Source organism: Janthinobacterium sp. GW821-FHT03C10 (assembly GCF_059420865.1).
The window spans coordinates 18394-44600 of sequence record NZ_JBWKUN010000006.1; the positions used below are offsets into that span (position 1 = coordinate 18394).

28 protein-coding genes are annotated in these 26207 nt (G+C 60.0%); 7 read left to right on the forward strand and 21 right to left on the reverse strand.

Annotated elements, in window-relative coordinates; all coding sequences use genetic code 11:
* The 6 genes from cysW to AC07VH_RS19890 form a co-directional block, all read right to left on the reverse strand.
* Positions 1–927: a sulfate ABC transporter permease subunit CysW gene (gene cysW, locus AC07VH_RS19865; protein ID WP_494787751.1), complete on the reverse strand. Its 927-nt coding sequence runs from the start codon at positions 925–927 to the stop codon at positions 1–3.
* Entirely contained in the window at positions 924–1733 is an 810-nt protein-coding gene (gene cysT, locus AC07VH_RS19870; RefSeq protein ID WP_070224513.1) for a sulfate ABC transporter permease subunit CysT, read from the reverse strand. The genes cysW and cysT overlap by 4 nt, the downstream gene beginning before the upstream one ends.
* 323 nt (positions 1734–2056) lie before the next feature.
* Positions 2057–2695, reverse strand: a complete 639-nt coding sequence (locus AC07VH_RS19875) for a peroxiredoxin (protein ID WP_475414712.1) — start codon at positions 2693–2695, stop codon at positions 2057–2059.
* Between the two features lie 42 nt (positions 2696–2737).
* Positions 2738–3304 carry an RBBP9/YdeN family alpha/beta hydrolase gene (locus AC07VH_RS19880; RefSeq protein WP_475414713.1) on the reverse strand — a complete coding sequence of 189 codons (567 nt, stop codon included), beginning with the start codon at positions 3302–3304 and terminating at the stop codon, positions 2738–2740.
* Positions 3305–3348: 44 nt separating this feature from the next.
* On the reverse strand, positions 3349–4353 hold the full coding sequence (locus AC07VH_RS19885) for a sulfate ABC transporter substrate-binding protein (protein ID WP_494787752.1): 1005 nt from the start codon (positions 4351–4353) through the stop codon (positions 3349–3351).
* 130 nt (positions 4354–4483) lie between these two features.
* Positions 4484–4867 (reverse strand): diacylglycerol kinase, encoded by a 384-nt coding sequence (locus tag AC07VH_RS19890; RefSeq protein WP_494787753.1) that lies wholly within the window; start codon positions 4865–4867, stop codon positions 4484–4486.
* A gap of 153 nt (positions 4868–5020) precedes the next feature.
* Here AC07VH_RS19890 and AC07VH_RS19895 point away from each other — a divergent pair, with 153 nt between their 5' ends.
* Positions 5021–5800, forward strand: coding sequence for an IclR family transcriptional regulator (locus AC07VH_RS19895; protein WP_152250343.1), 780 nt, complete (start codon positions 5021–5023; stop codon positions 5798–5800).
* Between the two features lie 32 nt (positions 5801–5832).
* Here the strand turns inward: AC07VH_RS19895 and pbpG are convergent, their stop codons facing one another.
* The 3 genes from pbpG to AC07VH_RS19910 all read right to left on the reverse strand — a co-directional run bounded on the left by pbpG (position 5833) and on the right by AC07VH_RS19910 (position 8735).
* Positions 5833–6906, reverse strand: coding sequence for a D-alanyl-D-alanine endopeptidase (gene pbpG, locus AC07VH_RS19900; protein ID WP_475414715.1), 1074 nt, complete (start codon positions 6904–6906; stop codon positions 5833–5835).
* A 177-nt stretch (positions 6907–7083) separates the two neighbouring features.
* Positions 7084–7803: a nitroreductase gene (locus AC07VH_RS19905; RefSeq protein ID WP_494787754.1), complete on the reverse strand. Its 720-nt coding sequence runs from the start codon at positions 7801–7803 to the stop codon at positions 7084–7086.
* A 14-nt stretch (positions 7804–7817) separates the two neighbouring features.
* Entirely contained in the window at positions 7818–8735 is a 918-nt protein-coding gene (locus AC07VH_RS19910) for a DMT family transporter (RefSeq protein WP_475414717.1), read from the reverse strand.
* Between the two features lie 352 nt (positions 8736–9087).
* Between AC07VH_RS19910 and AC07VH_RS19915 the strand changes: the two genes are divergently transcribed.
* Positions 9088–9654, forward strand: a complete 567-nt coding sequence (locus AC07VH_RS19915; RefSeq protein WP_034747490.1) for a phasin family protein — start codon at positions 9088–9090, stop codon at positions 9652–9654.
* 152 nt (positions 9655–9806) lie between these two features.
* Here the strand turns inward: AC07VH_RS19915 and AC07VH_RS19920 are convergent, their stop codons facing one another.
* From AC07VH_RS19920 to AC07VH_RS19950, 7 genes are all read right to left on the reverse strand, one after another.
* Positions 9807–10526 carry an ABC transporter ATP-binding protein gene (locus AC07VH_RS19920; protein WP_494787755.1) on the reverse strand — a complete coding sequence of 240 codons (720 nt, stop codon included), beginning with the start codon at positions 10524–10526 and terminating at the stop codon, positions 9807–9809.
* Entirely contained in the window at positions 10523–11296 is a 774-nt protein-coding gene (locus AC07VH_RS19925; RefSeq protein ID WP_475414719.1) for an ABC transporter ATP-binding protein, read from the reverse strand. Before AC07VH_RS19925 ends, AC07VH_RS19920 begins: the two co-directional genes overlap by 4 nt.
* 15 nt (positions 11297–11311) lie before the next feature.
* Positions 11312–12529: an ABC transporter permease subunit gene (locus AC07VH_RS19930; RefSeq protein ID WP_494787756.1), complete on the reverse strand. Its 1218-nt coding sequence runs from the start codon at positions 12527–12529 to the stop codon at positions 11312–11314.
* 22 nt (positions 12530–12551) lie between these two features.
* On the reverse strand, positions 12552–13481 hold the full coding sequence (locus AC07VH_RS19935; protein ID WP_215406552.1) for a branched-chain amino acid ABC transporter permease: 930 nt from the start codon (positions 13479–13481) through the stop codon (positions 12552–12554).
* Between the two features lie 294 nt (positions 13482–13775).
* Positions 13776–14723 (reverse strand): 4-hydroxy-3-methylbut-2-enyl diphosphate reductase, encoded by a 948-nt coding sequence (gene ispH, locus AC07VH_RS19940; protein ID WP_475414721.1) that lies wholly within the window; start codon positions 14721–14723, stop codon positions 13776–13778.
* Between the two features lie 9 nt (positions 14724–14732).
* A complete protein-coding gene (locus AC07VH_RS19945; protein ID WP_070224501.1) occupies positions 14733–15188 on the reverse strand; it encodes an FKBP-type peptidyl-prolyl cis-trans isomerase in 456 nt (151 codons plus the stop codon).
* Between the two features lie 134 nt (positions 15189–15322).
* Positions 15323–17188 (reverse strand): LamG-like jellyroll fold domain-containing protein, encoded by a 1866-nt coding sequence (locus AC07VH_RS19950; RefSeq protein ID WP_494787757.1) that lies wholly within the window; start codon positions 17186–17188, stop codon positions 15323–15325.
* 245 nt (positions 17189–17433) lie between these two features.
* Between AC07VH_RS19950 and radC the strand changes: the two genes are divergently transcribed.
* The 3 genes from radC to rpmG all read left to right on the forward strand — a co-directional run bounded on the left by radC (position 17434) and on the right by rpmG (position 18782).
* The gene (gene radC, locus AC07VH_RS19955) at positions 17434–18108 is read left to right on the forward strand and encodes a RadC family protein (RefSeq protein ID WP_475414723.1); all 675 of its coding nucleotides are present in this window, start codon (positions 17434–17436) and stop codon (positions 18106–18108) included.
* Between the two features lie 247 nt (positions 18109–18355).
* Entirely contained in the window at positions 18356–18592 is a 237-nt protein-coding gene (gene rpmB, locus AC07VH_RS19960) for a 50S ribosomal protein L28 (RefSeq protein WP_010400928.1), read from the forward strand.
* Positions 18593–18614: 22 nt separating this feature from the next.
* On the forward strand, positions 18615–18782 hold the full coding sequence (gene rpmG / locus AC07VH_RS19965; RefSeq protein WP_010400929.1) for a 50S ribosomal protein L33: 168 nt from the start codon (positions 18615–18617) through the stop codon (positions 18780–18782).
* Positions 18783–18922: 140 nt separating this feature from the next.
* On the opposite strand, the gene AC07VH_RS19970 is transcribed toward rpmG, so the two are convergent.
* The 5 genes from AC07VH_RS19970 to AC07VH_RS19990 form a co-directional block, all read right to left on the reverse strand.
* Positions 18923–20131 carry a DesA family fatty acid desaturase gene (locus AC07VH_RS19970; RefSeq protein ID WP_475418350.1) on the reverse strand — a complete coding sequence of 403 codons (1209 nt, stop codon included), beginning with the start codon at positions 20129–20131 and terminating at the stop codon, positions 18923–18925.
* A gap of 133 nt (positions 20132–20264) precedes the next feature.
* Complete coding sequence (locus AC07VH_RS19975; RefSeq protein ID WP_475414725.1) at positions 20265–21623, reverse strand: mechanosensitive ion channel family protein; 1359 nt, start codon at positions 21621–21623, stop codon at positions 20265–20267.
* A gap of 122 nt (positions 21624–21745) precedes the next feature.
* A complete protein-coding gene (locus AC07VH_RS19980) occupies positions 21746–23065 on the reverse strand; it encodes an RsmB/NOP family class I SAM-dependent RNA methyltransferase (RefSeq protein WP_475414726.1) in 1320 nt (439 codons plus the stop codon).
* A 21-nt stretch (positions 23066–23086) separates the two neighbouring features.
* The gene (purN, locus tag AC07VH_RS19985; protein WP_489630004.1) at positions 23087–23695 is read right to left on the reverse strand and encodes a phosphoribosylglycinamide formyltransferase; all 609 of its coding nucleotides are present in this window, start codon (positions 23693–23695) and stop codon (positions 23087–23089) included.
* A 156-nt stretch (positions 23696–23851) separates the two neighbouring features.
* Positions 23852–24250, reverse strand: a complete 399-nt coding sequence (locus tag AC07VH_RS19990) for a barstar family protein (protein WP_034747450.1) — start codon at positions 24248–24250, stop codon at positions 23852–23854.
* A gap of 401 nt (positions 24251–24651) precedes the next feature.
* Here AC07VH_RS19990 and AC07VH_RS19995 point away from each other — a divergent pair, with 401 nt between their 5' ends.
* Both AC07VH_RS19995 and AC07VH_RS20000 read left to right on the forward strand, forming a co-directional pair.
* On the forward strand, positions 24652–25164 hold the full coding sequence (locus AC07VH_RS19995; protein WP_034785134.1) for a glycine zipper 2TM domain-containing protein: 513 nt from the start codon (positions 24652–24654) through the stop codon (positions 25162–25164).
* A 235-nt stretch (positions 25165–25399) separates the two neighbouring features.
* Positions 25400–26188: a class I SAM-dependent methyltransferase gene (locus AC07VH_RS20000; protein ID WP_489630003.1), complete on the forward strand. Its 789-nt coding sequence runs from the start codon at positions 25400–25402 to the stop codon at positions 26186–26188.
* The last annotated feature ends 19 nt before the right edge of the window (positions 26189–26207 follow it).

Consider the following 26207-nt stretch of genomic DNA (forward strand, 5'->3'; position numbering starts at 1 on the left):
TCAGTGCTCCGTGGAACGTAAGGCGGAATCGTCGGCGTCGCTCTCGTTCAAACGCCACTCAATAAAGGCTTTCAGGGCCAGAGTCACCAGCGCCAGCAGGGCCAGCAGGGAGGCGACGGCAAACGCGGCGGCGAAGTTGTACTCGTTGTACAGAATCTCCACCTGCAGCGGCATGGTGTTGGTTTCGCCGCGGATGTGGCCGGACACGACGGACACGGCGCCGAACTCGCCCATGGCGCGGGCGTTGCACAGGATCACGCCATACAGCAGACCCCATTTGATATTTGGCAAAGTCACGCGGCGGAATGTGTTCCAGCCCGAGGCGCCCAGCACGATGGCGGCCTCTTCCTCTTCACTGCCCTGCGACTGCATCAGCGGGATCAGTTCGCGCGCCACGAACGGGAAGGTAATGAAGATCGTCGCCAGCACGATGCCGGGCACGGCAAACAGGATCTTGATGTCGTGCGCCTGCAGCCACGGGCCGAACCAGCCCTGGGCGCCGAACATCAGCACATAGATCAGGCCGGAAATCACGGGCGAGACGGAGAACGGCAAGTCGATCAGGGTCAGCAGGATGCTCTTGCCGCGGAAGTCGAACTTGGCGATGCACCAGGAAGCGGCCACGCCGAAGACCAGGTTCAGCGGCACGGCGATGGCCGCCGTGATCAGGGTCAACTTGATGGCGGAAATCGCGTCCGGATCGATGATGGCGGCGATATACGCTTCCCAGCCCTTCTTGAACGCTTCGGCAAACACGGCCACCAGGGGCACGATGAGGAATGCCGTCAGGAACAGCAAGGCGATGGTGATCAATACCGTGCGCACCCACAACGGTTCCAGCACGACGGGGCCGACATTCGGCTCGAAGCGGCGCGCTTTTGGCGGCGCAGTGTCCACGCCAGCGGCGGCAGTCGTATTCGTACTCATGATTTCTTCGCCTTTCCGCGCGTCCATGCTTGCAGCAGGTTAATCGTCAACAACAGCAGGAAAGACACCACCAGCATCACCACGGCGATGGCCGTGGCGCCTGCGTAATCGTATTGCTCCAGCTTGGTAATAATGAACAGCGGCGTGATTTCCGACACCATCGGCATGTTGCCGGCAATAAAGATCACGGAACCGTACTCGCCCGTGGCGCGGGCAAATGCCAGCGCAAAGCCCGTCAGCAACGATGGCAGAATCGTGGGGAAGATGACGCGGATAAACGTTTGCAGGGAATTGGCGCCCAGGCTGGCGGCCGCTTCTTCGAGTTCCTTTTCCGCGTCTTCCAGCACCGGCTGCACGGTGCGCACGACAAATGGCAAGCCGATGAAGGTCAGCGCCACCACCACGCCCAGCGGCGTGAACGCCACCTTGATGCCCAGCACGCCTTCGATGAACTGGCCGAACCAGCCGTTCGACGAATACAGGGCCGTCAGGGTGATGCCGGCCACGGCCGTCGGCAAGGCGAACGGCAAGTCGACGAGCGCGTCGATGATGCGCTTGCCGGGAAACTTGTAGCGCACCAGCACCCAGGCCAGGATGCCGCCAAACACCACGTTCAGCAGGGCGGCGATCAGCGAGGCGCCGAACGTCAGGCGGTATGACGCCATCACGCGCTCGGACGTGACGGCGCTGAAGAAGGCGTCCCATGTCATGGTGAAGGTTTTCAGGAACACCGACGACAAGGGAATGAGGACGATCAAGGCCAGGTAAAAGAGCGTGAAGCCCAGTGACAGCTTAAACCCCGGCATGACCCGAAACGGCGCTCCGCGCGCCTTGGGCGGCGCTAGTGTTGCTTCAGACATGGATACCCCTTCTTATTACATTTTTGAGTTATAGGGCGCAATAATCACATGCAATCGTTATAAAAAGAACTAACCATTTCTCATTTGCTTAGATGGATTTTGCATACTTGCCAGCAGAATCTGCAGGCGAAAAAAAACGCACCGGCGAGGTGCGTTTTTGTGGAAACAAGAGTGCCGAATAAAACGTTCAGGGCTAGGCGCGTTGCCGAAGACAGTACGAATGTACGGCGAGGCAATGCAACAACGCCATGGACGTTTTTTCGGTGCTCTTACTTGTTCGGCTGCGGCGTCAAGCGCAAGTATGGCTTGGCGGCCGTAAAGCCCTTCGGATATTTCTGCTTGATCACCTCCGGGTCTTGCACGGTCAAGGGAATGATGACGTCGTCGCCATCCTTCCAGTTGCCGGGCGTGGCCACCGTGTAACCGTCCGTCAGCTGCAGGGCATCGATGACGCGCAGGATTTCATTGAAGTTGCGGCCCGTGCTGAGCGGATACGTGAGGATCAGCCGCACTTTCTTGTTCGGGTCGATGATAAAGACGGAGCGCACGGTGGCCGTGACGGACTGTTCAGGGTGGATCATGTCGTACAGCACCGACACTTTCTTGTCGACGTCAGCGATGATGGGGAAGCCCACCACCGTGTTTTGCGTCTCTTCGATATCCTTGATCCAGCTCTTGTGCGACTCGGCCGCGTCCACGGACAGGGCGATGGCCTTCACGTTGCGCTTGTCGAATTCCGGCTTGAGCTTGGCCGTCAGGCCCAGCTCCGTCGTGCACACGGGCGTAAAGTCGGCCGGGTGGGAAAACAGCACCACCCAGGAATTGCCCGCCCATTCGTGGAACTTGAGCGGGCCGATCGAGCTGTCTTGTTCAAAATCAGGGGCGACATCGCCCAGGCGTAAAGTCATCGTGATCTCCTTGAGAGGTTGTGTGGCAGGATGTTCGTCGTATCAGGCTGCCTGACGGTGGCGCTTGTCGCTTTGCGCCAGATCAAACAGCGTTTGCAGTTGCGCCTGGCCGTAGACCCAATCGCCAAGGCGCGACTCCGCGTTGATATGGCCCAACGCACCGCCATCAATATACTTGCAATTCCAGCGCCGCGCCCACTGCGCCGCGTGTTCGGCCGTCATCCACGGGTCCGTCTGGCTGGCGATCAGGATGCCGGGGCAAGGCAGCCGCTTTTGCGGCAATGCCTTCGCCACGCCAAACTTGTCGGGGTCGGCCGGCCCCACCAGCAGCACGCCGGCCACGCCCTGCGGGTCGCGCGCCAGGCTGTGCGCCGCCGTCAGGCAGCCGAAGCTGTGGGCGACGATCAGGGTAGGACGCGCATCCTGCCGCCGCACCTGGTCCAGGCGCGCCGACCAGGCGGCCAGGTCAGGCGCGTTCCAGTCATCCTGCTCGACCCGCTCGAATTGCGGATACAGGCGCTGCCAGCGGCTCTGCCAATGCTCGGGACCGCTGTTATGCAAGCCCGGCACGATCAGTACCCGGTAGTCGGAAAAGCTGCGCAGCGCCATGATGGTTCCTTTTAGTAACGGTCTGGCAATCGTGCCATCCGGTATTACTTAGGCTGGTAGATCTGGTCGAAGATGCCGCCGTCGGCAAAGTGCGCCTTCTGTGCCGCCGTCCAACCGCCGGCCACTTGCTCGATGGTGAACAGGTTGACCTTGGCGAACTGAGACGCGTATTTCTTCGCCGCCTTGTCCGTTGCCGGACGGTAGTAATTCTTGGCGATGATGTCTTGCGCTTCGTCCGTGTACAGGTAGTTCAGGTAAGCCTCGGCCACCTTGCGCGTACCATGCTTGTCGGCAAACTTGTCGACGACGGCGACGGGCGGCTCGGCCAGGATGCTGACGGACGGCGTGACGATGTCGAACTTGGTCGGGCCCAGTTCCTTGACGGCGAGATACGCCTCGTTTTCCCAGGCGATCAGCACGTCGCCGATACCGCGTTCGACGAAGGTAGTGGTGGCGCCGCGCGCGCCGGAATCGAGCACGGGCACGTTTTTATACAGTTTGCCGAGGAAATCCTTGGCCTTCGCTTCGTTGCCGCCCGGCTGGCGCAAGGCGTAGCCCCAGGCTGCCAAATGGTTCCAGCGGGCGCCGCCCGAGGTTTTCGGATTCGGCGTGATGACGGACACGCCCGGCTTGATCAGGTCGTTCCAATCCTTGATGCCTTTCGGGTTGCCCTTGCGCACCAGGAAGACGATGGTCGAGGTGTAAGGCGAGCTGTTGTGCGTCAAGCGTTTTTGCCAGTCGGCGGCCAGCAGCTTGTGCTCGGCCAGGGCGTCGATGTCGTAGGCCAGGGCCAGCGTGACGACGTCCGCTTCCAGGCCGTCGATGACGGCGCGCGCCTGCTTGCCGGAGCCGCCGTGCGATTGCTTGATCTTGACGTTGTCGCCCGTCTTGCCTTTCCATTCCTTGGCAAACGCCGTATTCACATCCTGGTACAGCTCGCGCGTCGGGTCGTACGACACATTGAGCAGGGTGATATCGGCAGCCTGCGCCGTTTGCAGAATGGCAAACGCGCTGAGGGCGGCGGCAATGATGATTTTTTTCGACAGCATCTAAGATCCCCGTATGGTTGAACTTTCAGAGCCACCAGATTACGGCGCAACGGCCGCAAAGAGAACGAAGCGTTTCGCCGTTCGATATGCGATTTTCGCATATCGAGGCCGCGCAACGGGGATTTAGTGCTTAATAAAAACGGTTGAACAGCACCACAGACCACGTGGCGAAAGCCAGGATACACGTGAGCAGCACGGCGGCGCTGCCGAAGTCCTTGGCGTTTTTCGACAGCGGATGGCGCTCGAGCGAAATGCGGTCGACCACGGCCTCGATTGCCGAATTGATCAGTTCGACGATCAGCACCAGCAGCAGCACGCCGATCAGCACCAGTTTTTCAAACGCGGAGATGCGCAGCAGCAAGGCGATCACGGTGCCGACGAGGAACAAGCCCAGTTCCTGGCGGAACGCGTGTTCGTGGCGCCAGGCCGCTTTCAAGCCGTCGAGCGAATAGAAAAAGGCGGAAAAAATCCGTTTCAAGCCGCTTTTGCTCTTGAATTCATTTACAGGTTGCATAGTTTTCCATGATTCAAAGTCCATCCAGCCGCCAATTATGACGGCCAACATGAGAATTGTGACAATTTATTCGCTGAATATCTCGGAACATTTCACTATTTTTTCACATCATGGTATAAAGATGCATGAATACTGCATTGCACCAAATCCATCATGAAAATTGAACCGGTCGCAGCCCCGAAGACGACGATCCAGGTGATCGAACGCATGGTCGCCCTGCTCGATGCCCTGGCCAAATATTCCGACCCGGTCAGCCTGAAGGAATTGTCGAAAGTATCCGGCCTGCATCCCTCGACGGCGCACCGCATCCTCAACGACATGGTGCTGACGCGCTTCGTCGACCGCATCGAACCGGGCACCTACCGCCTGGGCATGCGCCTGCTGGAACTGGGCAATGTGGTGAAAAGCCGCCTCAGCGTGCGCGAAGCGGCGCTCGATTTCATGCGCCAGCTGCACAAGAAAACCCAGCAGACCATCAACCTGTCCGTGCGCCAGGGCGACGAAATCGTCTACATCGACCGCGCCTTTTCCGAGCGCTCAGGCATGCAGGTGGTGCGCGCCATCGGCGGCCGCGGCCCGCTGCACCTGACCTCGACGGGCAAGCTGTTCCTCTCCGTCGACGAACCGAAAGCCATCCGCGCGTATGCCACGCGCACGGGCTTGGCCGGACACAACAAGAATTCCATCACGGATCTGCAAAAGCTCGAGCGCGAGCTGAGCCTGGTGCGCGAACGCGGCTATGCGCGCGACAATGAAGAGCTGGAACTGGGCGTGCGCTGCATGGCCGCCGGCATCCGCGACGACTCGGGCAAGCTGATCGCCGGCCTGTCCATTTCCGCCCCCGCCGACCGCCTGCAGGATGAGTGGCTGGTGGACCTGGTCGAGACGGCGAACCAGATTTCTGTCACACTGGGATTCATTCCCCAGGAGTAAAGAGACAGGGCAGCAACGCTGCCCTGAATACCTTATCCGCCGGGCAGGCTCATATTGGCGGGTTTCAATGCCTCCAGCCACTTGCGCATGCGTCCCGCATCGGCCGTGCGCGACTGTTTCCCCTTGGAATCAAGGAAGACCATGATCACGGCCCGTCCTTCGATGACAGCCTGCATCATCAGACAACGTCCCGCCTCATTAATGAAGCCCGTCTTTTGCAGGCCGATTTCCCAGCCCGGATTGGCCACCAGGTGATTCGTATTGCCAAACTGCATGGGCTGGCCGCTGGCTTCGACGATGGCTTTCGGGTCCGTCGAGTATTCGCGCAGCAGCGGATGGCGGAAGGCGGCCATGGCCAGCTTGCCCAGGTCGCGCGCGCTGGCCACGTTCATTTTCGACAAGCCGCTGGAATCGACGTAATGCGTATCCATCATGCCCAGCTGGCGCGCCTTGCTGTTCATGGCGTCGACAAACGCCGGCAAGCCGCCCGGATAATTGCGCCCCAGCGCAGAGGCGGCGCGGTTTTCCGAGCTCATCAGGGCGATGTGCAGCATATTTGCGCGCGTCAATTGCGAACCCACTTTCAGGCGTGAGCTGCTGAACTTGGCGCGGTCGACGTCCTCGTCCGTAATCGTCAGCACTTCATCCATGTCCTGGCGCGCTTCGACCACGACCAGGCCCGTCATCATCTTGGTGATGGAGGCGATGGGCAGGGCGACATTGGAATTCTTTTCAAACAGCACTTCCGAATTGGCCTGGTCCAGCACCAGCGCCACGCTCGACTTGAGGTCGAGCGGATCGCGCGTCAGGTTCAGGCCGGCCAGGTCACCCATGGTGGGCATCGGTGCGGCCATGGGCACGGCCACGCTGCTGACTTTTTGATAGATGACCTTGCGTTTGCCGCGCACCATGACGACCCGGCGCACGCTCTTTTCGCGCGGCGCGGCCGTCGCGCCCTTGCGCAGCACGACCTTGACTTTCTTGGTGTTGTGTTTCTTCGCGGCTGAGGATTTGCCGTTCGCATCCCTGGCGTGCACGGCCGCAGCCGGCGCCAGTGCAAACAGCAGGGAAGCCAGGACACCCAGCGCCAGTTTAAACTTAGCCATTCGATAATTCCCCGTGAAGCTGTTGCCTTATTGCAGTGTAGCGAAATGCAGAGTAATCGCAAGCCCATTTAACAGTTGGGACAGTATTTATTGCAGCAATGAAATACAAACCGTTGGCGATCCGCAAACAAGCTCATCCTTAAGCGGCTGTTTGCCGGTGCCCATCGCTGGTAATGTCTATTTGTCCATGAATTTAACAAAGCCGGCCAGCGGCTCGCGTTCCGTGCTCAAGCGGTTCTCGATCTTGTCCGGGTCGGCATAGCCGAGGGCCATGCCGCACACCAGCATTTCGCTGGCCGGTATGTCCAGCTCGTCGCGGATGATGTCATGGTAGTGGATGAAGGCCGCTTGCGGGCAGGTATCGAGGCCCCGCGCGCGCGCCGCCAGCATGATATTTTGCAAGAACATGCCGTAATCGAGCCAGGAACCCTGTTCCAGCACCCGCTCGATGGTAAAGATCAGGCCCACGGGCGCATCGAAGAACTGGAAGTTGCGTCCATGCTGGGCCGCCATGCCGGCCGTGTCGCCCCGCTCCAAACCCAGCAGTTGGTACAGGTCCAGGCCGATCTTGCGGCGGCGTTCGATGAACGGCGCCGTCCACTGGCGCGGGTAATAGGTATACGACGCCGTGCGCGCGGGCGCATCGGGCGCCTTCGGCGCATCATAGGCGGCCAGGATGCGGCGCGACAGGCGCTGGCGCGCCTCGCCCGACAGCACGTACACTTTCCACGGCTGCATGTTGGCGCCCGAAGGCGCGCGCGCCGCCACTTCCAGGATGCGCGCGATATCGTCCTGCGCCACCGGCGTGGGTAAAAAGGCGCGGATCGAACGGCGCGACAGAATGACGGCGTCCACGGCTTGCTGCGCCGACGGTGTTTCCAATGCGTGCTTGCTCACTGCCCTGCTCCCTGCTATTTCTTGACGACGAATACCACGCCGACCACGGCCACCAGCATGCCGGCGATGCCCAGCATATTAAACGCTTCGCCAAACATCAGCCAGGCCATCACGGCCGTCGTGGGCGGCGTCAGATACAGCAAGCCCGTCACTTTCGTCGCGTCGCTGCGGCGGATCAGGGCGAACAGCAGGAAGATGGCGCCGATGGACAGCACGAGTACCGACCACAGCAAGGCGCCGATGAAATTCGCCGTCCATTGCACGTTGCTGAAATGCAGGTCCAAGCCTTCGTAATACAAGGCGAATGGCAACACCACGATGATGGAAGCGGCAAACTGCACCACCGTGCCGGTGCGCAAGTCGAACTGGGGACAGTGGCGTTTTTGGTACATGGTGCCGGCCGTCATCGACAGCAGGGCAAATACGCACAGCAGCACGCTTTCCACCGTCAGGCCCACGAGGTTGATCTTCGCATACACGACGAGGGCCACGCCCAGCAAGCCGAAGAACAGGCCCAGCCACTGGCGCGGACGCACGGATTCGCCGATCAGGGGGGCGGCGCAGGCCGTCAGCACGGGCTGCATGCCGACGATCAGGGCCGACAGACCGGCCGGCATGCCCAGCTTGATGGCGCACCAGACGCCGGCCAGGTAGCCGGCCTGCATCAGGATGCCGGCCACGGCGATCTGGCGGAACTGCCCCACGGGCCATGGCGCGCGCAACAGCAGCACCAGGGGCAGCAGGATCACCAGCACGCCCAGGAAGCGCAGCAGCAAAAAGGTCAGCGGCGGCGCGTACGGAAGGCCGAACTTGGCGACGATAAAACCTGTGCTCCATAACAACACGAAGAAGGCGGGCAAGGCCATCGGTGTCGCAGTGGTCAGGAAAGTGGCTTTGCCGCTGGCGCCAGCCGCGGCGGGAAGATTGGACATGGTATCAACTCGGGAAACGGGATCGGCACCGGGGCGCTGCGCCAGTGCGGGAGGCAAAGTCTAGCATGCTGCGCCGCGATCGTCCCCGCCCCCCCCTGGAAACGCTAGTTTAGGTTCAAACCATTGACACCTAGAAATCAAATATTTCTCTTTAGAAACAACGGCTTTTGATGCAAATCTATTCAATTGTTGCATCGCACAAGAATCGCTTGACTTCGTTTTTTTTCGCCGTAGAATAGGGTTTGTTGCGTTGCACAATTCTTGTTCAGCTTGAAAAATTTAGATTCACCTGCTTTCCCAAACGGTACACGCAGCATCAAATTAACCAGATTTCGATTTTTTGGAGATTTATATGTTTTCAATTCCTGAGCAATTTTCGTCCGCTACCAAAGCCAACCTGGAAGCCCAATTCGCCCTGTTCTCGTCGCTGACGGGCAAAGCCTTCGAAGGCATCGAAAAGATCGTCGAACTGAACCTGACCGCCGCCAAGGCAACGCTGGAAGAATCGACCGCCGCCGCCAAGCAATTGCTGTCGGCAAAAGATCCACAAGAATTCTTCTCGCTGAGCGCCGCTCAAGCGCAACCTAGCGCCGAAAAAGCCATCGCTTACGGCCGTCACCTGGCTGCCATCACGTCGGGCACCCAAGCCGAGTTCAGCAAAGCAGCTGAATCGCAGATCGCTGAAACCAACCGCAAAGTCCTGTCCCTGGTGGAAGAAGTCACCAAGAACGCGCCAGCCGGTTCGGAAAACGCCGTCGCCATCCTGAAAAGCGCCATCGGCAACGCCAATGCAGGCTACGAGCAGTTCTCGAAAACCAGCAAGCAAGCCGTCGAAGCCATCGAAGCGAACCTGACCTCGGCCGTGAACCAGTTCACGCAAGCGGCTGAAAAAGTCGTGCCGCGCGCTGCCGCCAAGTAATTCCTGCGCGACCGCCAAGGCGGTCCGCTAGTAATCCTCGGGGGTTACTTTAGTACCAGCTCCTCCAGGCATCCATCCCGCACTTCCCTGACGGATGCCATTATGCCCCAGCCCAGCTGGGGCATTTTTTATGCGCTTTTACTTTCCCGCCCTTACTCCCCCAGATACGCCGCCTTCACGCGCGGGTCGTCGAGCATGGCCGCCGCGTTGCCGCCCATGGTGACCAGGCCGGAATCCATCACATAGCCGCGGTGCGCCGCCTGCAGGGCCAAACGGGCATTCTGTTCGACCAGCAGGATCGTGATGCCTTCGGACGACACCTTGCGGATCACCTCGAAGATTTTCTCGACCATGATGGGCGACAAGCCCATCGATGGCTCGTCGAGCAGCAGCAGCTTCGGATGGCTCATCAGGGCGCGCGCCATGGCCAGCATCTGCTGTTCGCCGCCCGACAGGGTGCCGGCCATCTGCGCCGCCCGCTCCTTCAGGCGGGGAAAGACGTCGAACCACTTGGCAATGTCATCCTCGACGCCGGCCATGTCCGTGCGCGTGTAGGCGCCCATCATGAGGTTTTCACGGATCGACATGCGCGTAAACACGCCCCGCCCTTCCGGCACCATGGCCAGCTTCCGCTCCACCAGGTGAAACGACTTGCTCCCCTTGAGCGATTCGCCCAGGTAACTGATCGTGCCTTCGACTTTGCATGCAGGCAAGGTGCCCGTGATGGCTTTCAGGGTCGTGGTCTTGCCGGCGCCGTTCGCGCCGATCAGGGCGATCAGTTCGCCCTCATTGACTTCCAGGTCGATGCCTTTCACCGCCTTGATGCCGCCGTAAGCCACGTGCAGGCCCGCCACCTTCAATATATTGCTCATGCGTGCGATCCCCCCAGATAAGCCTCGATGACGGCCGGGTTTTGTTGTATTTCGGCCGGCAAGCCTTCGGCGATGCGCTTGCCATACTCGAGCACCGTGATGCGGTCGCACAGTCCCATCATCAGTTTCACGTCGTGCTCGATCAACAGCACGGTCTTGCCTTCGGCCTTGATTTTCACCAGCAATTCGCGCAAGGCCAGCTTTTCCGTCGCATTCATGCCGGCCGCCGGCTCATCCAGGGCCAGCAGTTGCGGATCGGTGGCCAGCGCGCGGGCGATTTCCAGGCGCCGCTGGTCGCCATACGACAAGAAGCGCGCCGTGCGGCTTGCGAACTGGGCGATGCCGACGAAGTCGAGCAATTCCATCGCCCGCCGGCGGATGGACGCCTCTTCCTCGCGCGCCGCCTTGTGGCGGAAGATGGCGCCGAACACGCCCTGGTGCGAGCGCACGTGGCGTCCCACCATGACGTTTTCCAGCGCCGTCATGTCGCCAAACAGGCGGATGTTCTGGAAGGTGCGCGCAATGCCCGCCTTGGCCACCTTGTGCGGCGCGGACGGCGAATACGGCTTGCCGGCCAGCTCGAAAGTGCCCGTGTCGGGCTGGTACAGGCCCGTGATCACGTTGAAGAAGGTGGTCTTGCCGGCGCCGTTCGGGCCGATCAAGCCGTAGATCTGGCCTTGCCGGATGGTAATGCCCACGTCCGTCAACGCCTGCAGGCCGCCGAAACGCTTGTTCACGCCGGCGATATTGAGAATGATCTGTTCGCTCATGGTGCGTTCCCTCCCTTAAGCGGACACGACGCCGGTGGATTTATTCGGCTGGTCGACGTCGTGGTCGGGCCGGTCTTCGTGCTTCGGCGAGGGCCACAGGCCGGCGGGACGGTTGAGCATGATCAAGACCATGGCCAGGCCGTACAGCAGCTGGCGCAGCACTTCCGCCTCGATCACCACATGGCCGAACAGCGCCTGCTGGGCCGGTTCCACCACGTGGCGCAGCACTTCGGGAATGGATGCCAGGATCACGCCGCCCAGGATGACGCCGGGGATGTGGCCGATACCGCCCAGCACCACCATGGCCAGCACGGCGATCGATTCCGTCAAGGAAAACGATTCCGGCGAGACAAAGCCCTGGAACGAGGCAAACATGGCGCCGGCCACGCCGCCGAACGAGGCGCCCATGGAAAAGGCCAGCAATTTCACGTTGCGCGTATTGATACCCATGGCCTTGGCGGCGATCTCGTCTTCGCGGATGGCGACCCAGGCGCGGCCCAGGCGCGAATGCTGGAGGCGCTTGGTGACGAACACGACAGCGATGCACAGGAAGAGGAACAAAAAGTAATACGCATTCACGGACGGCATGGAAAAGCCGCCCAGCATCACCGTGCTGTTGCTGCCCGCCTCGCCCGCCAGGTTGACGCCGAAGATGCGGATCGGGTCGATCAGATTGATGCCTTGCGGGCCATTCGTGAAATTGATCGGGTCGTTCAAATTGTTCATGAAGATGCGGATGATCTCGCCAAAGCCCAGGGTCACGATGGCCAGATAGTCGCCGCGCAACTTGAGCGTCGGCGCGCCCAGCAGGGCGCCGAACAGGCCGGCCACCGCGGCGGCCAGCGGCACGATGAGCCAGATCGACAAATGGATGCCGTTTTCACGGATTTCCGGCCCCATCAGCTGCACCAGCGTTTCGCCCAGCACGGGATATTGATTCACCACCGATTCGAGCAGGATGGCGAACTGGGGCGAGGCCAGCAAGGCCGTCAGGTAGGCGCCCACGGCGTAGAAGGCGATGTAGCCCAGATCGAGCAGGCCGGCGAAGCCGACGACGATGTTCAGGCCCAGGGCCAGCATGATGTACAGCAAGGCCATGTCGATGATGCGCACCCATGAATTGCCGAACTGGGCGGCAAAAAACGGAAACACCACCAGCAGCGCGGCTAGGCCCAGCATGCCGGCGTAGGCTTTGGTCGGATTTTTCTTAGCGTCGAAATCGAGTAATGCCATGATTTAATCTCCCAGTGTCACATCAGGCACGGTCGGCCACGCGTTCGCCCATGATGCCGGACGGGCGCAGGGTCAGCACGATGATCAGCACGACGAAGGCAAAGATATCCTGGTAGTGGCTGCCCAGGAAGCCGCCCGTGATGTCGCCGATATAGCCGGCGCCCAGGCTCTCGATAATGCCCAGCAAGATACCGCCCAGCATGGCGCCGTAGATATTGCCGATGCCACCCAACACGGCCGCGCAAAAGGCCTTCAGGCCGGGGATGGCGCCCATGGAAAATTGAATCGAGGCATAGTTGGCGCCCCACATCACGCCCGCCACGGCCGCCAGCGCGGCGCCGATGGCAAAGGTGGCGACGATGACCTTGTCGGAATCGACGCCCATGAGGCCCGCCACGCGGGGGTTTTCCGCCGTGGCGCGCATGGCGCGGCCCATGCGCGTTTTTTCCACCAACAACACCAATCCGCCCATCGACAAGGCGGCCAGGGCCAGCAACAGCACTTGCGTCTGAGAAATCACGGCGCCGCCTATGTTGATGGGGTCGGTCGACAGCAATTGCGGGAAGGGCAAGGGATTGCGCGTCCAGATCATCATGGCGAAGGTTTGCAAGAGGATGGAGACGCCGATGGCGGTAATCAGGGGGGCGAGGCGGGGAGCGTTGCGCAGGCGGCGGTAGGCGACCCGCTCGATGATGATGTTGACCAGAATACAGATGGGAATGGCGCCGAGGATGGCGGTGGCCAGTTTCAGATAGCCGGGCCAGTCCGGCACATAGATGCCCAGCAGCTTGAGAATGCTCAAGCCCACCATGGCGCCGATCATGAGTACGTCGCCGTGGGCGAAGTTGATCAGGTTCAGCACGCCGTACACCATGGTGTAACCGAGGGCGACTAAGGCATACATGCTGCCCAACACCAAGCCGTTGATGATCTGCTGGATGAATGTATCCATGATTGCCCTATCAAATATGCATTTTTCGGGAACAACTTCCACCGGAATATGTCGCTGATACAAAAACGGCACCGGAGGAAGAATTCCTGCAGTGCCATCCCTGGACCGTTCTCACCAGCATGGTGCACGCACTCAAAATGGGCGTGACCTTGCTTAGTCATAACGACAACATATTCAAGCTTGAGGCAATCATAACGATCTTTTGCAAAAACTAAGCTTGGAATAAATCGATCATTTCCGAATTAAATTCGGTTTTGAGGTAACTCCTCATCGATACTCAATCGTCCCGCAGGCTCAGGCGACGTCGCGCTTGATGCCATCGAGGCCTTTCGGCATCGGGAAGGTGACGGCTTCCTGCACGCCGTCGAGGGGCCGCACGCTCTTCACGCCGCACGCTTTCAGGCGGTCGATGACGGCTTGCACCAGCACCTCGGGCGCCGAGGCGCCAGCCGTCACACCCACGCGCAGCTTGCCTTCCAGCCAGGCGGGGTCGATCTGCGAGGCATTGTCGACCATGTAGGCAGGCGTGCCCATCTTCTCGGCCACTTCGCGCAGGCGGTTCGAATTCGAGCTGTTCGGGCTGCCCACGACGATCACCACTTCCACTTGCGGCGCCATGAATTTCACGGCTTCCTGGCGGTTGGTGGTGGCGTAGCAGATGTCGCCTTTTTTCGGCTCGGCGATATTCGGATATTTCGCTTTCAAGGCCGCAATAATGTCGCTGGTGTCGTCAACTGACAACGTTGTTTGCGAAACATAGGCCAGGCGATCCGGATTGGCGACCTGCAATTTCGCCACATCTTCGAGCGTTTCCACCAGATGCATGCCCATATCCGCCTGGCCCATCGTGCCTTCCACCTCCGGATGGCCGTCATGGCCGATCATGATGATCTCGCGGCCTTCGCGACGCATCTTGCCCACTTCCATGTGCACCTTGGTGACGAGCGGGCAAGTCGCGTCAAAAATGCTCAGGCCGCGCGATTCCGCCTCGGCGCGCACGGCTTTCGACACGCCATGGGCGGAAAACACGAGCGTATTGCCAGCAGGCACGTCATCGAGGTCGTCGATGAAGATGGCGCCCTTGTTGCGCAGATCGGCCACCACATAGGCGTTGTGGACGATTTCATGGCGCACGTAGATCGGTGCGCCAAATTGCTGCAAGGCGCGTTCGACGATTTCGATCGCCCGGTCGACGCCAGCGCAGAAACCGCGGGGCTGGGCCAGTAACAGTTCTTTATCCATCGCTATTCCTTACAGGACCGAAATGAGCTTGACTTCAAAACGCAGCGGCTGGCCCGCCAGCGGATGATTGAAGTCGAACAGGGCGGAGTCCTCGCGCATTTCGCGCAGCACGCCGGCAAAGCGGCCGCCGCCCGGCGCGGCGAAGTCGACCAGGTCACCGATCTTGTAGTCGGCACCGGGCACGGAGTTTTCGTCCAGGGTCGCGCGCGAGACGGATTGCACCAGCTCGGGATTGCGCTCGCCGAAGCCTTCGCCGGCCGCCAGCTCGAACGTCTGGTGCGTGCCTTCAGGCAAGCCCAGCAAGCGCTGCTCGAGGAACGGCGCCAGCTGGCCCTGTCCCAGCATCAAGGTCGCAGGATTGCCGCTGAAGGTCGTGACAATATCAGTACCGTCAACAGTAGCAAGACGATAATGCAGGGTGAGGTAAGCCGCTTCGGTGACGACTGCTGGTTGCTCGTTGGACATAGTAGTTTTCAAGTAACTGGTGCAAAACGATATTGTAAGCCACACTGAGCCAGCGCGCCCCATGCCATCTCGGCGCGGCCATGCTTTTGTCAAAAAACATGGCCGCGCAACACATCCGACGTCTGATCAGCGAATCAGACGTTGACGTAGGTCAACCCGCCAGGCGTGCTGGCATGATTGCCGAAGCCCGAACTGTCTTCCAGGTTGCCATCGAGCTTCCAGCGTCCCACGGGCCGGTTCACGATGCCATATTGGCCATAGTCATACACTTCCTTCGGCGTCAGCACGCGGTCGTACAGGATGACGTCCGACAACTGCCAGGCGGGCGCGCCCTGCTCCAGCGCATGCACGTTACGGCCGATCACCAGGGGTGTACCCATAGCGTTCACGAATGGCTGCGACATCTTATTCCCTTGGTACATGAGAAAATCGTCGACGTACAGGCTGATCGAGCCATCATGCTTGACGGTGTAAGTGCAGCGCAGCCAGCGGTTGGCGATATCCACTTCCACACCGTGGCCATTGTTGTTCGAGCTCACGGCATTTCCCCCCCATAACTGGAGGTAGGTGCTCAGATAGTTTTGCGTAGTAATAAACTTTTGCAGCAGCGCCCAGCCTTTGCTATTCGATTGACGCTTGATGAAAGCATGGTCGATATCCTTGGTCGAGGTTAAAGCCTGCTGCCGGATGCAATACGACAGCGAGAAATCCGCACTCTCGTAGCGCAAGGACGACGGCACGGTGAGCAACAGGCCAGGCTGGAACTGCAAGGTCTTCGTCACGCCGAAGCAGGGCGTGGGCGGCGCCGGCCGCATGGCGTCTTCGCCCCGCAAGGCGTCCCAGACCGCCTTGCGTCCGTTGCTGTAGGCCGGTGTCTCCACCAGGTTCAGACCTTCGTCTTCCATCGGCTTGCCCCCATTCCAGTCCCAATAGCACGCCAGTTGCACGCCCGTACGGCGTATGGCGCTCAGCAACGCGTGCAAGTTGTCTTGCCGCTCGGAATCTTGCAACGCCAGCTCTTGCTTTTTCGACAGGCAAAAGCTGCCAAGGTAATACGGTTTGCCCAAGTTCTTGGCCGCGCGCTGCATCACTTGCAGATAAGCGAGCGAAGACGAAACGAAATCGGATGGCAAATCCGCGCCGGCAGTCAGGCCGCTGCTGACATATTCGTTACCCGGGAACAGGTTTTCGCAAAGACAGTCGACCGGATCCGGATTCAGGAATGGCAGGGTTTCCGAGACGTATTGCTGCAAGGAGCCTTGACGGGGCGAAGTATGGGCAATGCCCGCATTGCCGGACGAAATCATGCGGGCCAGGGCATCGTTGTCGCGCAGCAATTGCGCCGTCTCCTGGATGATTTCGCGGGTGACATTCAGGTCAATCTCGGTCACGGCCATCAGTTCCTGCGCAGCCATCCAGGCGGCGATGCCGGCGTGGTTGCTGTAGCGTTGCGCAAAAGCCTGGGCAAAGGCACGCATGTAGCGGCGTGTTTTCGACTGTGGATTGATCAGTGCGAGCCGCGCGGCTGCGGCCTGCTCGTCTTTGGTAGCGCCCTCAGGGCCCGCTTCCCCCACCAACTGCGGCACGGCGTAGGGATTCCAGAATGGGCAGGCGATGATGCCGATGCCATTGGCCAGCGCGCAATCGAGCAGCGTCTGTACCGCAGCCCAGTATCCGGGCTTGATATTGAGCGCGGTTAGCGTATTGTCGGTTGCGAACTTTGGCTCGCCCACAACATAGCCCCAGTTCCAAGTGCCAGCCTTGCCATTGAAAGGCGCCAGCATCACCTGGATGTACTTGAAGCCATTGGCGGCAAGATACGGCAAATCGGTGCTGTAATCGGGATACATCGGGTCCGGAACGAGCGGTGCGGTGTCACTCCAGTTACGGTGTTCCAGATACGCGTGCGAATTGAGGCCGATGCCGCTGACCTTGCCCGTATTGACGCCGGCGGCGTTGAACTCTTGCATGACTCCATTGATAACTTTGATGTACGGCATGACTACTCCTGTCAAACAAGTGGAAGACATCGAGTTCAGGGCCCTGACTCCCCGCCGCTGCAACTTGCATGGAATGCAACGGCAGGCAAATGATAGCGCTTGAAAATGGCCGGGCCGGGCATCTTGGCTTTTGTTTTTTTACCATGATCTGACAGGAAGACGAGCTAGCGCAGCATGGCCGCCCGGGGAAGGCGCGACAATCGTCGGCAGGCGCCACGACGAGCTGGGCGCGACGGGGAGGCAGCATGGGCATCAAGGATTGGCCGGCCGGCGAACGGCCGCGCGAGCGCCTGATCGAGGATGGCGCGCAGTCGCTGTCGGACGCGGAATTGCTGGCTGTGTTCCTGCGCACGGGCGTGCGCGGCAAGAGCGCCGTGGAGCTGGCGCGCGACACGGTCGAGCACTTCGGCTCCTTGCGGGGCCTGTTTGGCGCCAGCCTCGTGAGTTTTTCCGCCGTGCACGGCATGGGCAGCGCCAAGTTCGCCCAGCTGCAAGCCGTGCTGGAGCTGGCGCGGCGCGCCATCATCGAGGACTTGCAGGCCGGGCAAGCCCTCAATTCGCCGCAGGCCGTCAAAGATTATCTGCGCCTGACCCTGGGCCACCTGGCGCATGAAGCATTCCACGTGTTGTTTTTGGACGTCAAGAACCGCCTGATCGCGACCCAGGAAATGTTTCGCGGCACCCTCACCCACACCAGCGTGTATCCGCGCGAAGTGGTGAAACAGGCGCTGCTGCACAACGCGGCCAGCGTCATGCTGGCCCACAATCACCCGTCCGGCACGCCGGAACCGAGCGAATCGGATCTATTGCTGACGCGCGCGCTGGTGCAGGCCCTGTCGCTGGTGGACGTGCGCATCCTCGACCATTTCGTCGTGGCCGGACGGCACGTGCATTCGTTCGCGGAACACGGCCAGATCTAGGCCAATACCGCCCTGGCCGCAGTTAACCATGTGTAAACAAGGACATACGTGACAGCAGCGGGACGCTTATCTAACAGTAAACAGCGCTGTTTACCAGTGCTTTCCCCTAGGGAGAAGGGTAAAAGTCAAATTGTTAAATAAATCCAATACAACATGACACAATTGTTTTTCGCAAGTCATTGATAAATCTGCTTATTTTGGATATACTCTCGTTTTTCCAATTTGGAATATCTTTAAGGAGTGCGCCATGGCACGTGTTTGCCAAGTCACTGGGAAGAAGCCGATGGTCGGCAACAATGTTTCCCATGCAAACAACAAAACCAAACGTCGTTTTTTGCCTAACTTGCAGAATCGTCGTATTTTTGTTGAATCTGAAAACCGCTGGGTCTCCCTGCGTTTGTCCAACGCCGGTCTGCGCGTCATCGATAAAGTCGGCATCGACGCCGTATTGGTCGATATGCGCGCTCGTGGCGAAAAAGTCTAATTAGCAGAATAAGGGAGCTATCATGGCAAAATCAGGCCGCGACAAAATCAAGTTAGAATCGACCGCCGGTACGGGTCACTTCTACACGACTACCAAAAACAAGCGTACGACGCCTGCGAAAATGGAGATCATGAAATTCGATCCTAAAGCACGCAAGCACGTCACGTACAAAGAAACCAAGATCAAGTAATTGATATTGTGTTCTGTAAAAAGAGCCGCTCCGATGAGCGGTTTTTTTTCGCCCTGATTTTCATCTCGCCGCTCTCCCCTTGTGCCGGGACGAAAAAAAGGCCCTGGAAATCAGGGCCTAGATATGGCGCAACAATTTACTCAGGCATAGCTGCGCAGGCGCAAGGAGAAATCCTGCAGCGACTTGATGCCCGACGCTTCGGCGCGCGTGCACCAGTCTTGCAGCTTCTGCAGCAACTGTTCCCGCGTAAAGTGCGAGCGCTCCCAGATGGCGCCCAGTTCCACGCGCATGTGGTGCATGGTTTCCAGTGCCTTGCTGTGCTGGAACAGTTCCGACAGCTGCTCATGGTGCGCATCGGCCAGTTTGCCCGGTTCGCGCTGCATCAGCTTGCGCGACGACTTCAGGAAACGCTTTTCCAGTTCCGCCTTGTGCTTCAGGTGTTCCAGTTCTTCCTTCCATGCATGCTTGATCGATTTCGCGTACTTGGCCATCACGTCGTAGCGGTTGGCGATGACCGATTGCAAGGTGTCGAAGTCCGCTTCCAGCTTACCGTGAGAGAACTTCGGCGCCGGCGCCAGTTTTTTGACCTTGGCCAGGCCCAGCATTTCCAGCGCGCGGATATACGCCCAGCCGATATCGATCTCATACCATTTCGACGACAGCTTGGCCGACGTCGCATACGTATGGTGGTTGTTATGCAACTCTTCGCCACCGATCAGGATGCCGAAGGGAATGATGTTGGTGGCCGCGTCGGCGCAGTCGTAGTTGCGGTAGCCCCAGTAGTGGCCGATGCCGTTGATGATGCCAGCCGCCGTGATGGGGATCCACATCATTTGCACGGCCCACACGGAAATGCCGATCACGCCGAACAACACGAAATTGATGACGAACAGCGAGACCACGCCCAGCCAGCTGTATTTGGTGTACAGGTTGCGCTCGATCCAGTCCGTCGGCGTGCCGTGGCCATATTTCGCCATGGTTTCCATGTTCTTCGATTCAGCGCGGTACAGCTCGGCGCCTTCCCAGAACACTTTCTTGATGCCGCGCGTCACGGGGCTATGCGGATCTTCTTCCGTATCGCACTTGGCATGGTGCTTGCGGTGGATGGCCGCCCATTCCTTGGTGACCTGGCCCGTCGTCAGCCACAGCCAGAAACGGAAGAAATGGCTGGGAATGGCGTGCAATTCCAGCGCCCGGTGGGCCTGGTGGCGGTGCAGGTAGATTGTGACGCTGGCGATCGTGATGTGGGTGACCACCATGGTGTACAGGAACACTTGCCATGCGGACAGATCGGTAATGCCAGTGGCCATGAACTGCAAAACGTCGTGTAAAACGGAACTCAATGTCATTACTGCTACTCCAAGTGGACAGGGCGTGCGCACGGTCGCTCCAGTGACTCTGGAGGTCCGGCAGAGTTAATTTTAGGCGTGATTGTACGCCCTAATGGGTGCTATCAGGCAAAATCGGAGGCAGGCAGCGAGGTTATGGCTGGGTGCCGGATGGCGGGGACTCACCGTCTGCCGCGCTGGCGAGCGGGGCAGGAGGCGTACCAACAATACGCAATTCGCGTTGCGGAAACGGTACAGTGACCTTATGTTCCTGCAAGGTGCGCCAGATGGCGCGGTTCACATTCGACTTCACGCCGCCGGTGCCGTTTTCCGGATCCGCGATCCAGAAGCCGATCTGCACATCAAGGCCGTCGGCGCCGAAACGCACGAGCGTCGCCGAGGGCGGATTGCTTTGCGACACACGCGGCACCTTGGCCGTCGCCGCTTCCAGCAAGGGGAAGATGACATCGAGATCCGTTTCATAGCCCACCGACACGGCCGTCGACAGCCACACCATGCGGTTGCTCAGCGACATGTTCTGCACGCCGCCGGAAATCAGCATTTCATTCGGCACGATGGATTCCACGCCATCGCCACCCAATAACACAGTATAGCGCGTATTGATCTGCGTGACCTTGCCCGTAAATTGACCCACCGTGATCATGTCGCCAATGGTGAGGCTGCGGTCGAGCAGGATGATGAAACCGGACACAAAGTTCGCGGCGATCTTTTGCAAGCCGAAGCCCAGCGCCACGCCGAAGGCGCCGCCGAACACGGACAGCACCGTCAAGTCGATGCCCACCAGCGACAGGCTGACCAGCACGGAGACAAGGATCAGCACGGCGCGGCCCATGCGCGACAGCACCACGCGCAGGGAGGTGTGCAAGCCCTGCATTTTCATCAGGCGCTCGTCGAGCGAGGTGCCGGCCCACATGGCCAGCACCAGCAGCACGGCGACGGAAATAGCGGCTTGCAAGATGGCAGCCACCGACACCTTGTTGCGCCCCAGCGGCACGACGATGCTTTCCAGGAAAGCATGCAGTTCCGGCCACAGGCCCGTGATGTACAGGGCCATGCCGGCCCACACCACCACCGTGAAGATTTTTTCCAGCAACAACATGGTGGGGCTGACGTTGCCATGGTGGGCAAAAATGCGGCGCAGCACATAAAAACCGAAGCGCACCAGCGCCATCGAGGTGCACAGGGGGATGGCAATGCTGAGCAGGTTCACCGACTGGAACTTGGCCAGGAAATGCTGCGCAATGCCCAGCAGCATGGCCGCCAGCACGGGCGTCAAAATGCGGATGAAACTGTCCGTGCGCTGCAGGGTTTCCGGCGTGGCGGGCGTGGCCGCCGCTTCCGCCCGTTTGTGCAGGAACACGCGCAACTGCCGCACCAGCAGCCAGCTCAGCGCCAGGCAGGCGACGATGACCAGCGCCTGCCACAGGATGGCCGGTTGGCGGAAATCATCGACAAAATCAGTGATCAGGTTGAGCAGCGGGGTTTCATTCATGGCGGATGCGGTCCGGAAGGTGGGGCGAAGGTGGTACGGATGGGGAGTGCTCCCATGCCGCCAGGCGGGCTGGCGGCATTGAAGGCCGCCGCTGCAGGGTGCAGCGGCGGCCCGTGACAGGCTTACTCGGCTGGTTCAGCGTCAACGTCGTCGGCCGGTTTTTCATCGGCGTAGACTTTTTTCGGCATGACCTTGCGCTCGAACACGGCGGCGAAGAAACCGTCGGTCTGGTGCAGGTGCGGCAGCAGTTTCAGGTAGTCGCCCATTTCCAGCTCGATCTTCTGTTCGGCCAGCACCTTGCTCATCGGCACCAGCGTGAAGTCGGGGTTGGCAGCCAGGAACTGTTCGGCGATCTGATCGTTTTCTTCGTTCAGGAAGCTGCAGGTGGCGTACACGAGGCGGCCGCCGCCCTTCACCAGGCGCGCCGCGCCGGCCAGGATGGCCGCCTGCTTGGCTTGCAGCTCAACGATGGAATTCGGTTGTTGGCGCCATTTCACGTCCGGATTGCGGCGCAGGGTGCCCAGGCCGCTGCATGGCGCATCGACCAGCACGCGGTCGATCTTGCCGGCCAGGCGCTTGATCTTGGCATCGCGCTCATGCGCGATCTGCACCGGATGCACGTTCGACAGGCCGCTGCGGGCCATGCGGGGTTTCAGCTTGGCCAGACGCTTTTCCGACACGTCGAAGGCGTACAGACGGCCCGTGTTGCGCATCAGCGCACCCAATGCGAGGGTCTTGCCGCCTGCGCCGGCACAGAAATCGACCACCATCTCGCCGCGCTTGGCGCCGACGATCTGCGACAGGATCTGGCTGCCCTCATCCTGCACTTCGATGGCGCCGCTCTGGAACAAAGGCAGGTTTTGCAGCGAAGGCTTCTTGATGACGCGCAAACCCAGCGGCGCATAGGGCGTCGGCGTGCTGAGGATAGGCGCTTCGGCCAGGGCCAGCATGACGTCGTCGCGCGTGGCCTTGAGCGAGTTGACGCGCAAGTCCAGCGGCGCCGGCGCGTTCAGCGCATCGGCCAGCTTCATGGTTTCCGCTTCGCCGAACTGGGCGATCAGCTTATCGAACAGCCAGGTCGGCATATTGGCGCGCATGTTCGCCGGCATCAGGCTGCGGTCGATCTGCGTGATGCGTTCCAGCCATTCCACTTCCTCTTCCGTCAAGCCGCCCAGTGAGTCGGCGCCGACGGCTTCGGCCAGGCCGAGGATGGTCAGACGGCGCATGGTCGGGCCGCTGCCCGCTTCGGCGAAGTCCGTGAAGAACGATTTGTTGCGCAGCACGGCATAGATTCCTTCGGCGATGGCGCCGCGTTCGCGCGAACCGAGGCGCGGATGGTCGCGGAAATAGCGCGACAAGGTGGTGTCGGCCGGGGCCGTGAAACGTAAAATTTCGCGCAATACTTCTTCAGCATTGGCAAGTATCGCTGGTGGCAATCTCATTGTTATTCTTCCTGTAATATTTTATTGAGGGTCCACGCGGACCTGGCCATGCTCGAGCGACAGTTTATCGTCAATGAACAGGCGGATGGCGCGCGGGTAAAGCAGATGTTCCTGTACCAGCACGCGCGCCGATAAGCTGTCTTCTGTGTCGCCAGGCAAGACGGGGACGGTCGCGCTCGCCACGGCCGGGCCATGATCGAGCTCGGCTGTTACGAAATGCACGGTCGCGCCGTGTTCCGTCACACCCGCCTCGAGCGCCTGGCGGTGCGTCGCCATGCCAGGGAACAGCGGCAGCAGCGACGGGTGGATATTGAGCATGCGCCCCGCGTAATGCTCGACGAAGGGCGGCGTCAGGATGCGCATGAAACCGGCCAGCACGACCAGGTCGGGGGCGTAGCCGTCAATCACGGCTTGCAGCGCCGCATCGAACTGTTCGCGGCTGGCATAATCCTTGTTGGCAACGACGGCCGTCGCTATCCCATGTTGCGCGGCAAAAACCAGTCCCTGGGCATCGGCCCGGTTACTGATGACGGCGGCAATACGGGCTGGCCACTGCTCGGCTTGCGCCGCGCGCACGACCGCTTCCATGTTGCTGCCGCGTCCGGAAATGAGGATAACGATATTTTTCATAGCGCGCATTGTACCCGCTATGGCGATGCGAACCAAGAAAGGCCGCTATTATTGTTGCGGCGCAACATACCTGCCGGGCCGCCGCCGCAGCCGGATTGCGCCGCCCGACGAGGGCATAAAAGGCTGACTTGACGACGCCTCGACGTGAGTAGGCGCTTACTCGAACGAATAGAAGACGCGGAACGGGACTTTCTTCTCGGCCCAGTAGTCGGCCGCGTCGCGGAACACGTCGAGCAGGATCTCGCGCGCTTCCTTGTCAAATTTTTGCGTATTTGGCAATTGCTCGAGCACCACCAGGAAGCCCGTCTGCGTGCCCGCCTTGAACATGGTGTCCGTCAGGCACAGGCGCAGGGCATCGAAATTCTTCGCCAGGTTTTTCGGAAACAGGAAGGCTTCCGCAATAATGCCGATGACTTGTTGTTTGGTCTGTCCAGCGTTGCAATGCGCATATAAAAAGTGCTGCCCGAGACGGATCGCCTCGTCTTGTAATTCGGTCACGCGAAAGGCACGGATGGACTGGACAAGGTTGGGCGGCACGGTTAGTAACAAACTCATTTTTCCCTCAAATCGACCTGTTATGTATGGATTTTTTCTAGCTGCTCTTCTTATTGCATCCCCGCACGCGGGTCAATGCGCACGCGGTGATTCGATCTGTATCAACTTTTATGCGATTCAGTGCGATTTTATATAAGCCATACGCGTATTAGGGTAACGTGTTGTCCTGCATGAATCAACCCGAATATGATGTCAAACGCAAGATTTGTTACAAACCGCTGGTTTCAAGTCACTTCAACATCTTGTATCGATTGAAAGTGCATGTTACAGACTGTGGGGCAAGGGGCTTGGGCTGTTACATTTTGTTGCCATGCGAAACACTTGCCCGGGCCTGGCGGGATTACTATAGTCCCAAGTTGTAAAAAATACCCTGAAAGATTCTCTAGATAACGAGGTTACAAATGAACTTGCAAGCCAAATTGATGATGTCAGCCCTTTGTATCGGTGCATTGCCACTCGCCCAGGCCGCCGACTTTGAAGATTTCGGCAAGGTCGTGCGCGTCGTGCCGCAAGTGGAACAGATCAACCGTCCACGCCAGGAATGCCGTACGGAATACGTGCAAGTGCAGGCACCGCCGCAACAGCGCAGCGCTGGCGGCTCCATCGTCGGCGGTATCGCCGGCGCCCTGCTCGGTAGCCAGGTCGGTGGCGGCAATGGCCGCACGGCCGCCGCCGCGGCGGGCGCGATCGCCGGCGCGGTCGTCGGCGACCGTGTCGACAACCAGAACAATTACCAGGGCGGCATGCAGGAACAAGCCGTCAAGCAATGCCGCCAGGTCGACCACTGGGAATCGCGCAACAATGGCTACCAGGTCACCTACGACTACCGCGGCCGTAACTATACGAGCATCATGTCCTACGATCCGGGCGAGCGCATCCGTCTGCGCGTCTCGATTGAACCAGCACAGCAGTAACGCTTGACATAAGCTGCTGCGCGTCGGCATAGGCGGCCTGCGATGCTCACCGGCTCGGCGCCCCCGTACTAAGCACGGTTGCGCTTCTCGGCCACCTCTGCCTTCCGCTCGCGACGCTTCTGTCAGGCGTTCTTACTCAGTATGAAAATGCCGGCCCCATGTCGTTCTCATGGGGCCGGCATTTTTTATGGCGCTCCGGCACGGGCTATAATGCGGCACACTTTCAGGCCGCCTTATGCTTATCAAACGAAAATCCATCGAACAAGTCGAATCCTCGCGCCCTGCGCGCAAGCCCCGCTACGCTCCTGTCACCCTGTCAGAAATGGATGGCGTGCGCTATCTGCATTTCGGCACGGAATGGGTGCAGGGCGCCATGCGCATCCGCAAGCCGGACTGGCCGGAGCTCGAATACGCGCAGCAGATGATGGCGTGGATGTTGTGGATCGAGCAACCGCAGCGCCTCGCCCAGCTGGGCCTGGGCACGGCCGCGCTGACCAAGTTCTGCTACCGCCAGTTCCCGCAGGCACAGGTCGAGGCCATCGAACTGAACCCGTCCGTCATCACCATCTGCGCCTCGATGTTCAAGCTGCCGCCCAACGACGAGCGCCTGCACGTGCGCGAGATGGACGCGCTCGACTACGTCAACGATGAAGCCAAGCACGGCACCCTGGACGCCCTGCAAGTGGACCTGTACGACGCCACGGCGCGCGGTCCCGTGCTCGACAGCGCCGATTTCTATGCCGCCTGCTGCGCCTGCCTGGCGCCGCACGGCATCATGACGGTCAACCTGTTTGGCGACCACCCCAGCTACGCAAAGAACATCAAGGCGATGAAGTTTGCGTTTGCACAGGTGATCTGCCTGCCGGAAGTCCATGATGGGAACGTGGTGGCGATCGCGTTCAAGACGAAAGTGGCGCTCGATGCCGACGCGCAAGCCGCCTTGCTGGAACGGGCCAAGCAGATCGTCGCCGAGACCAAGCTGCCCGCCAAGACTTGGGTCAAGGGCATCGCCAGCACCCTGTAAGCGCCGGCACGCCCACGCA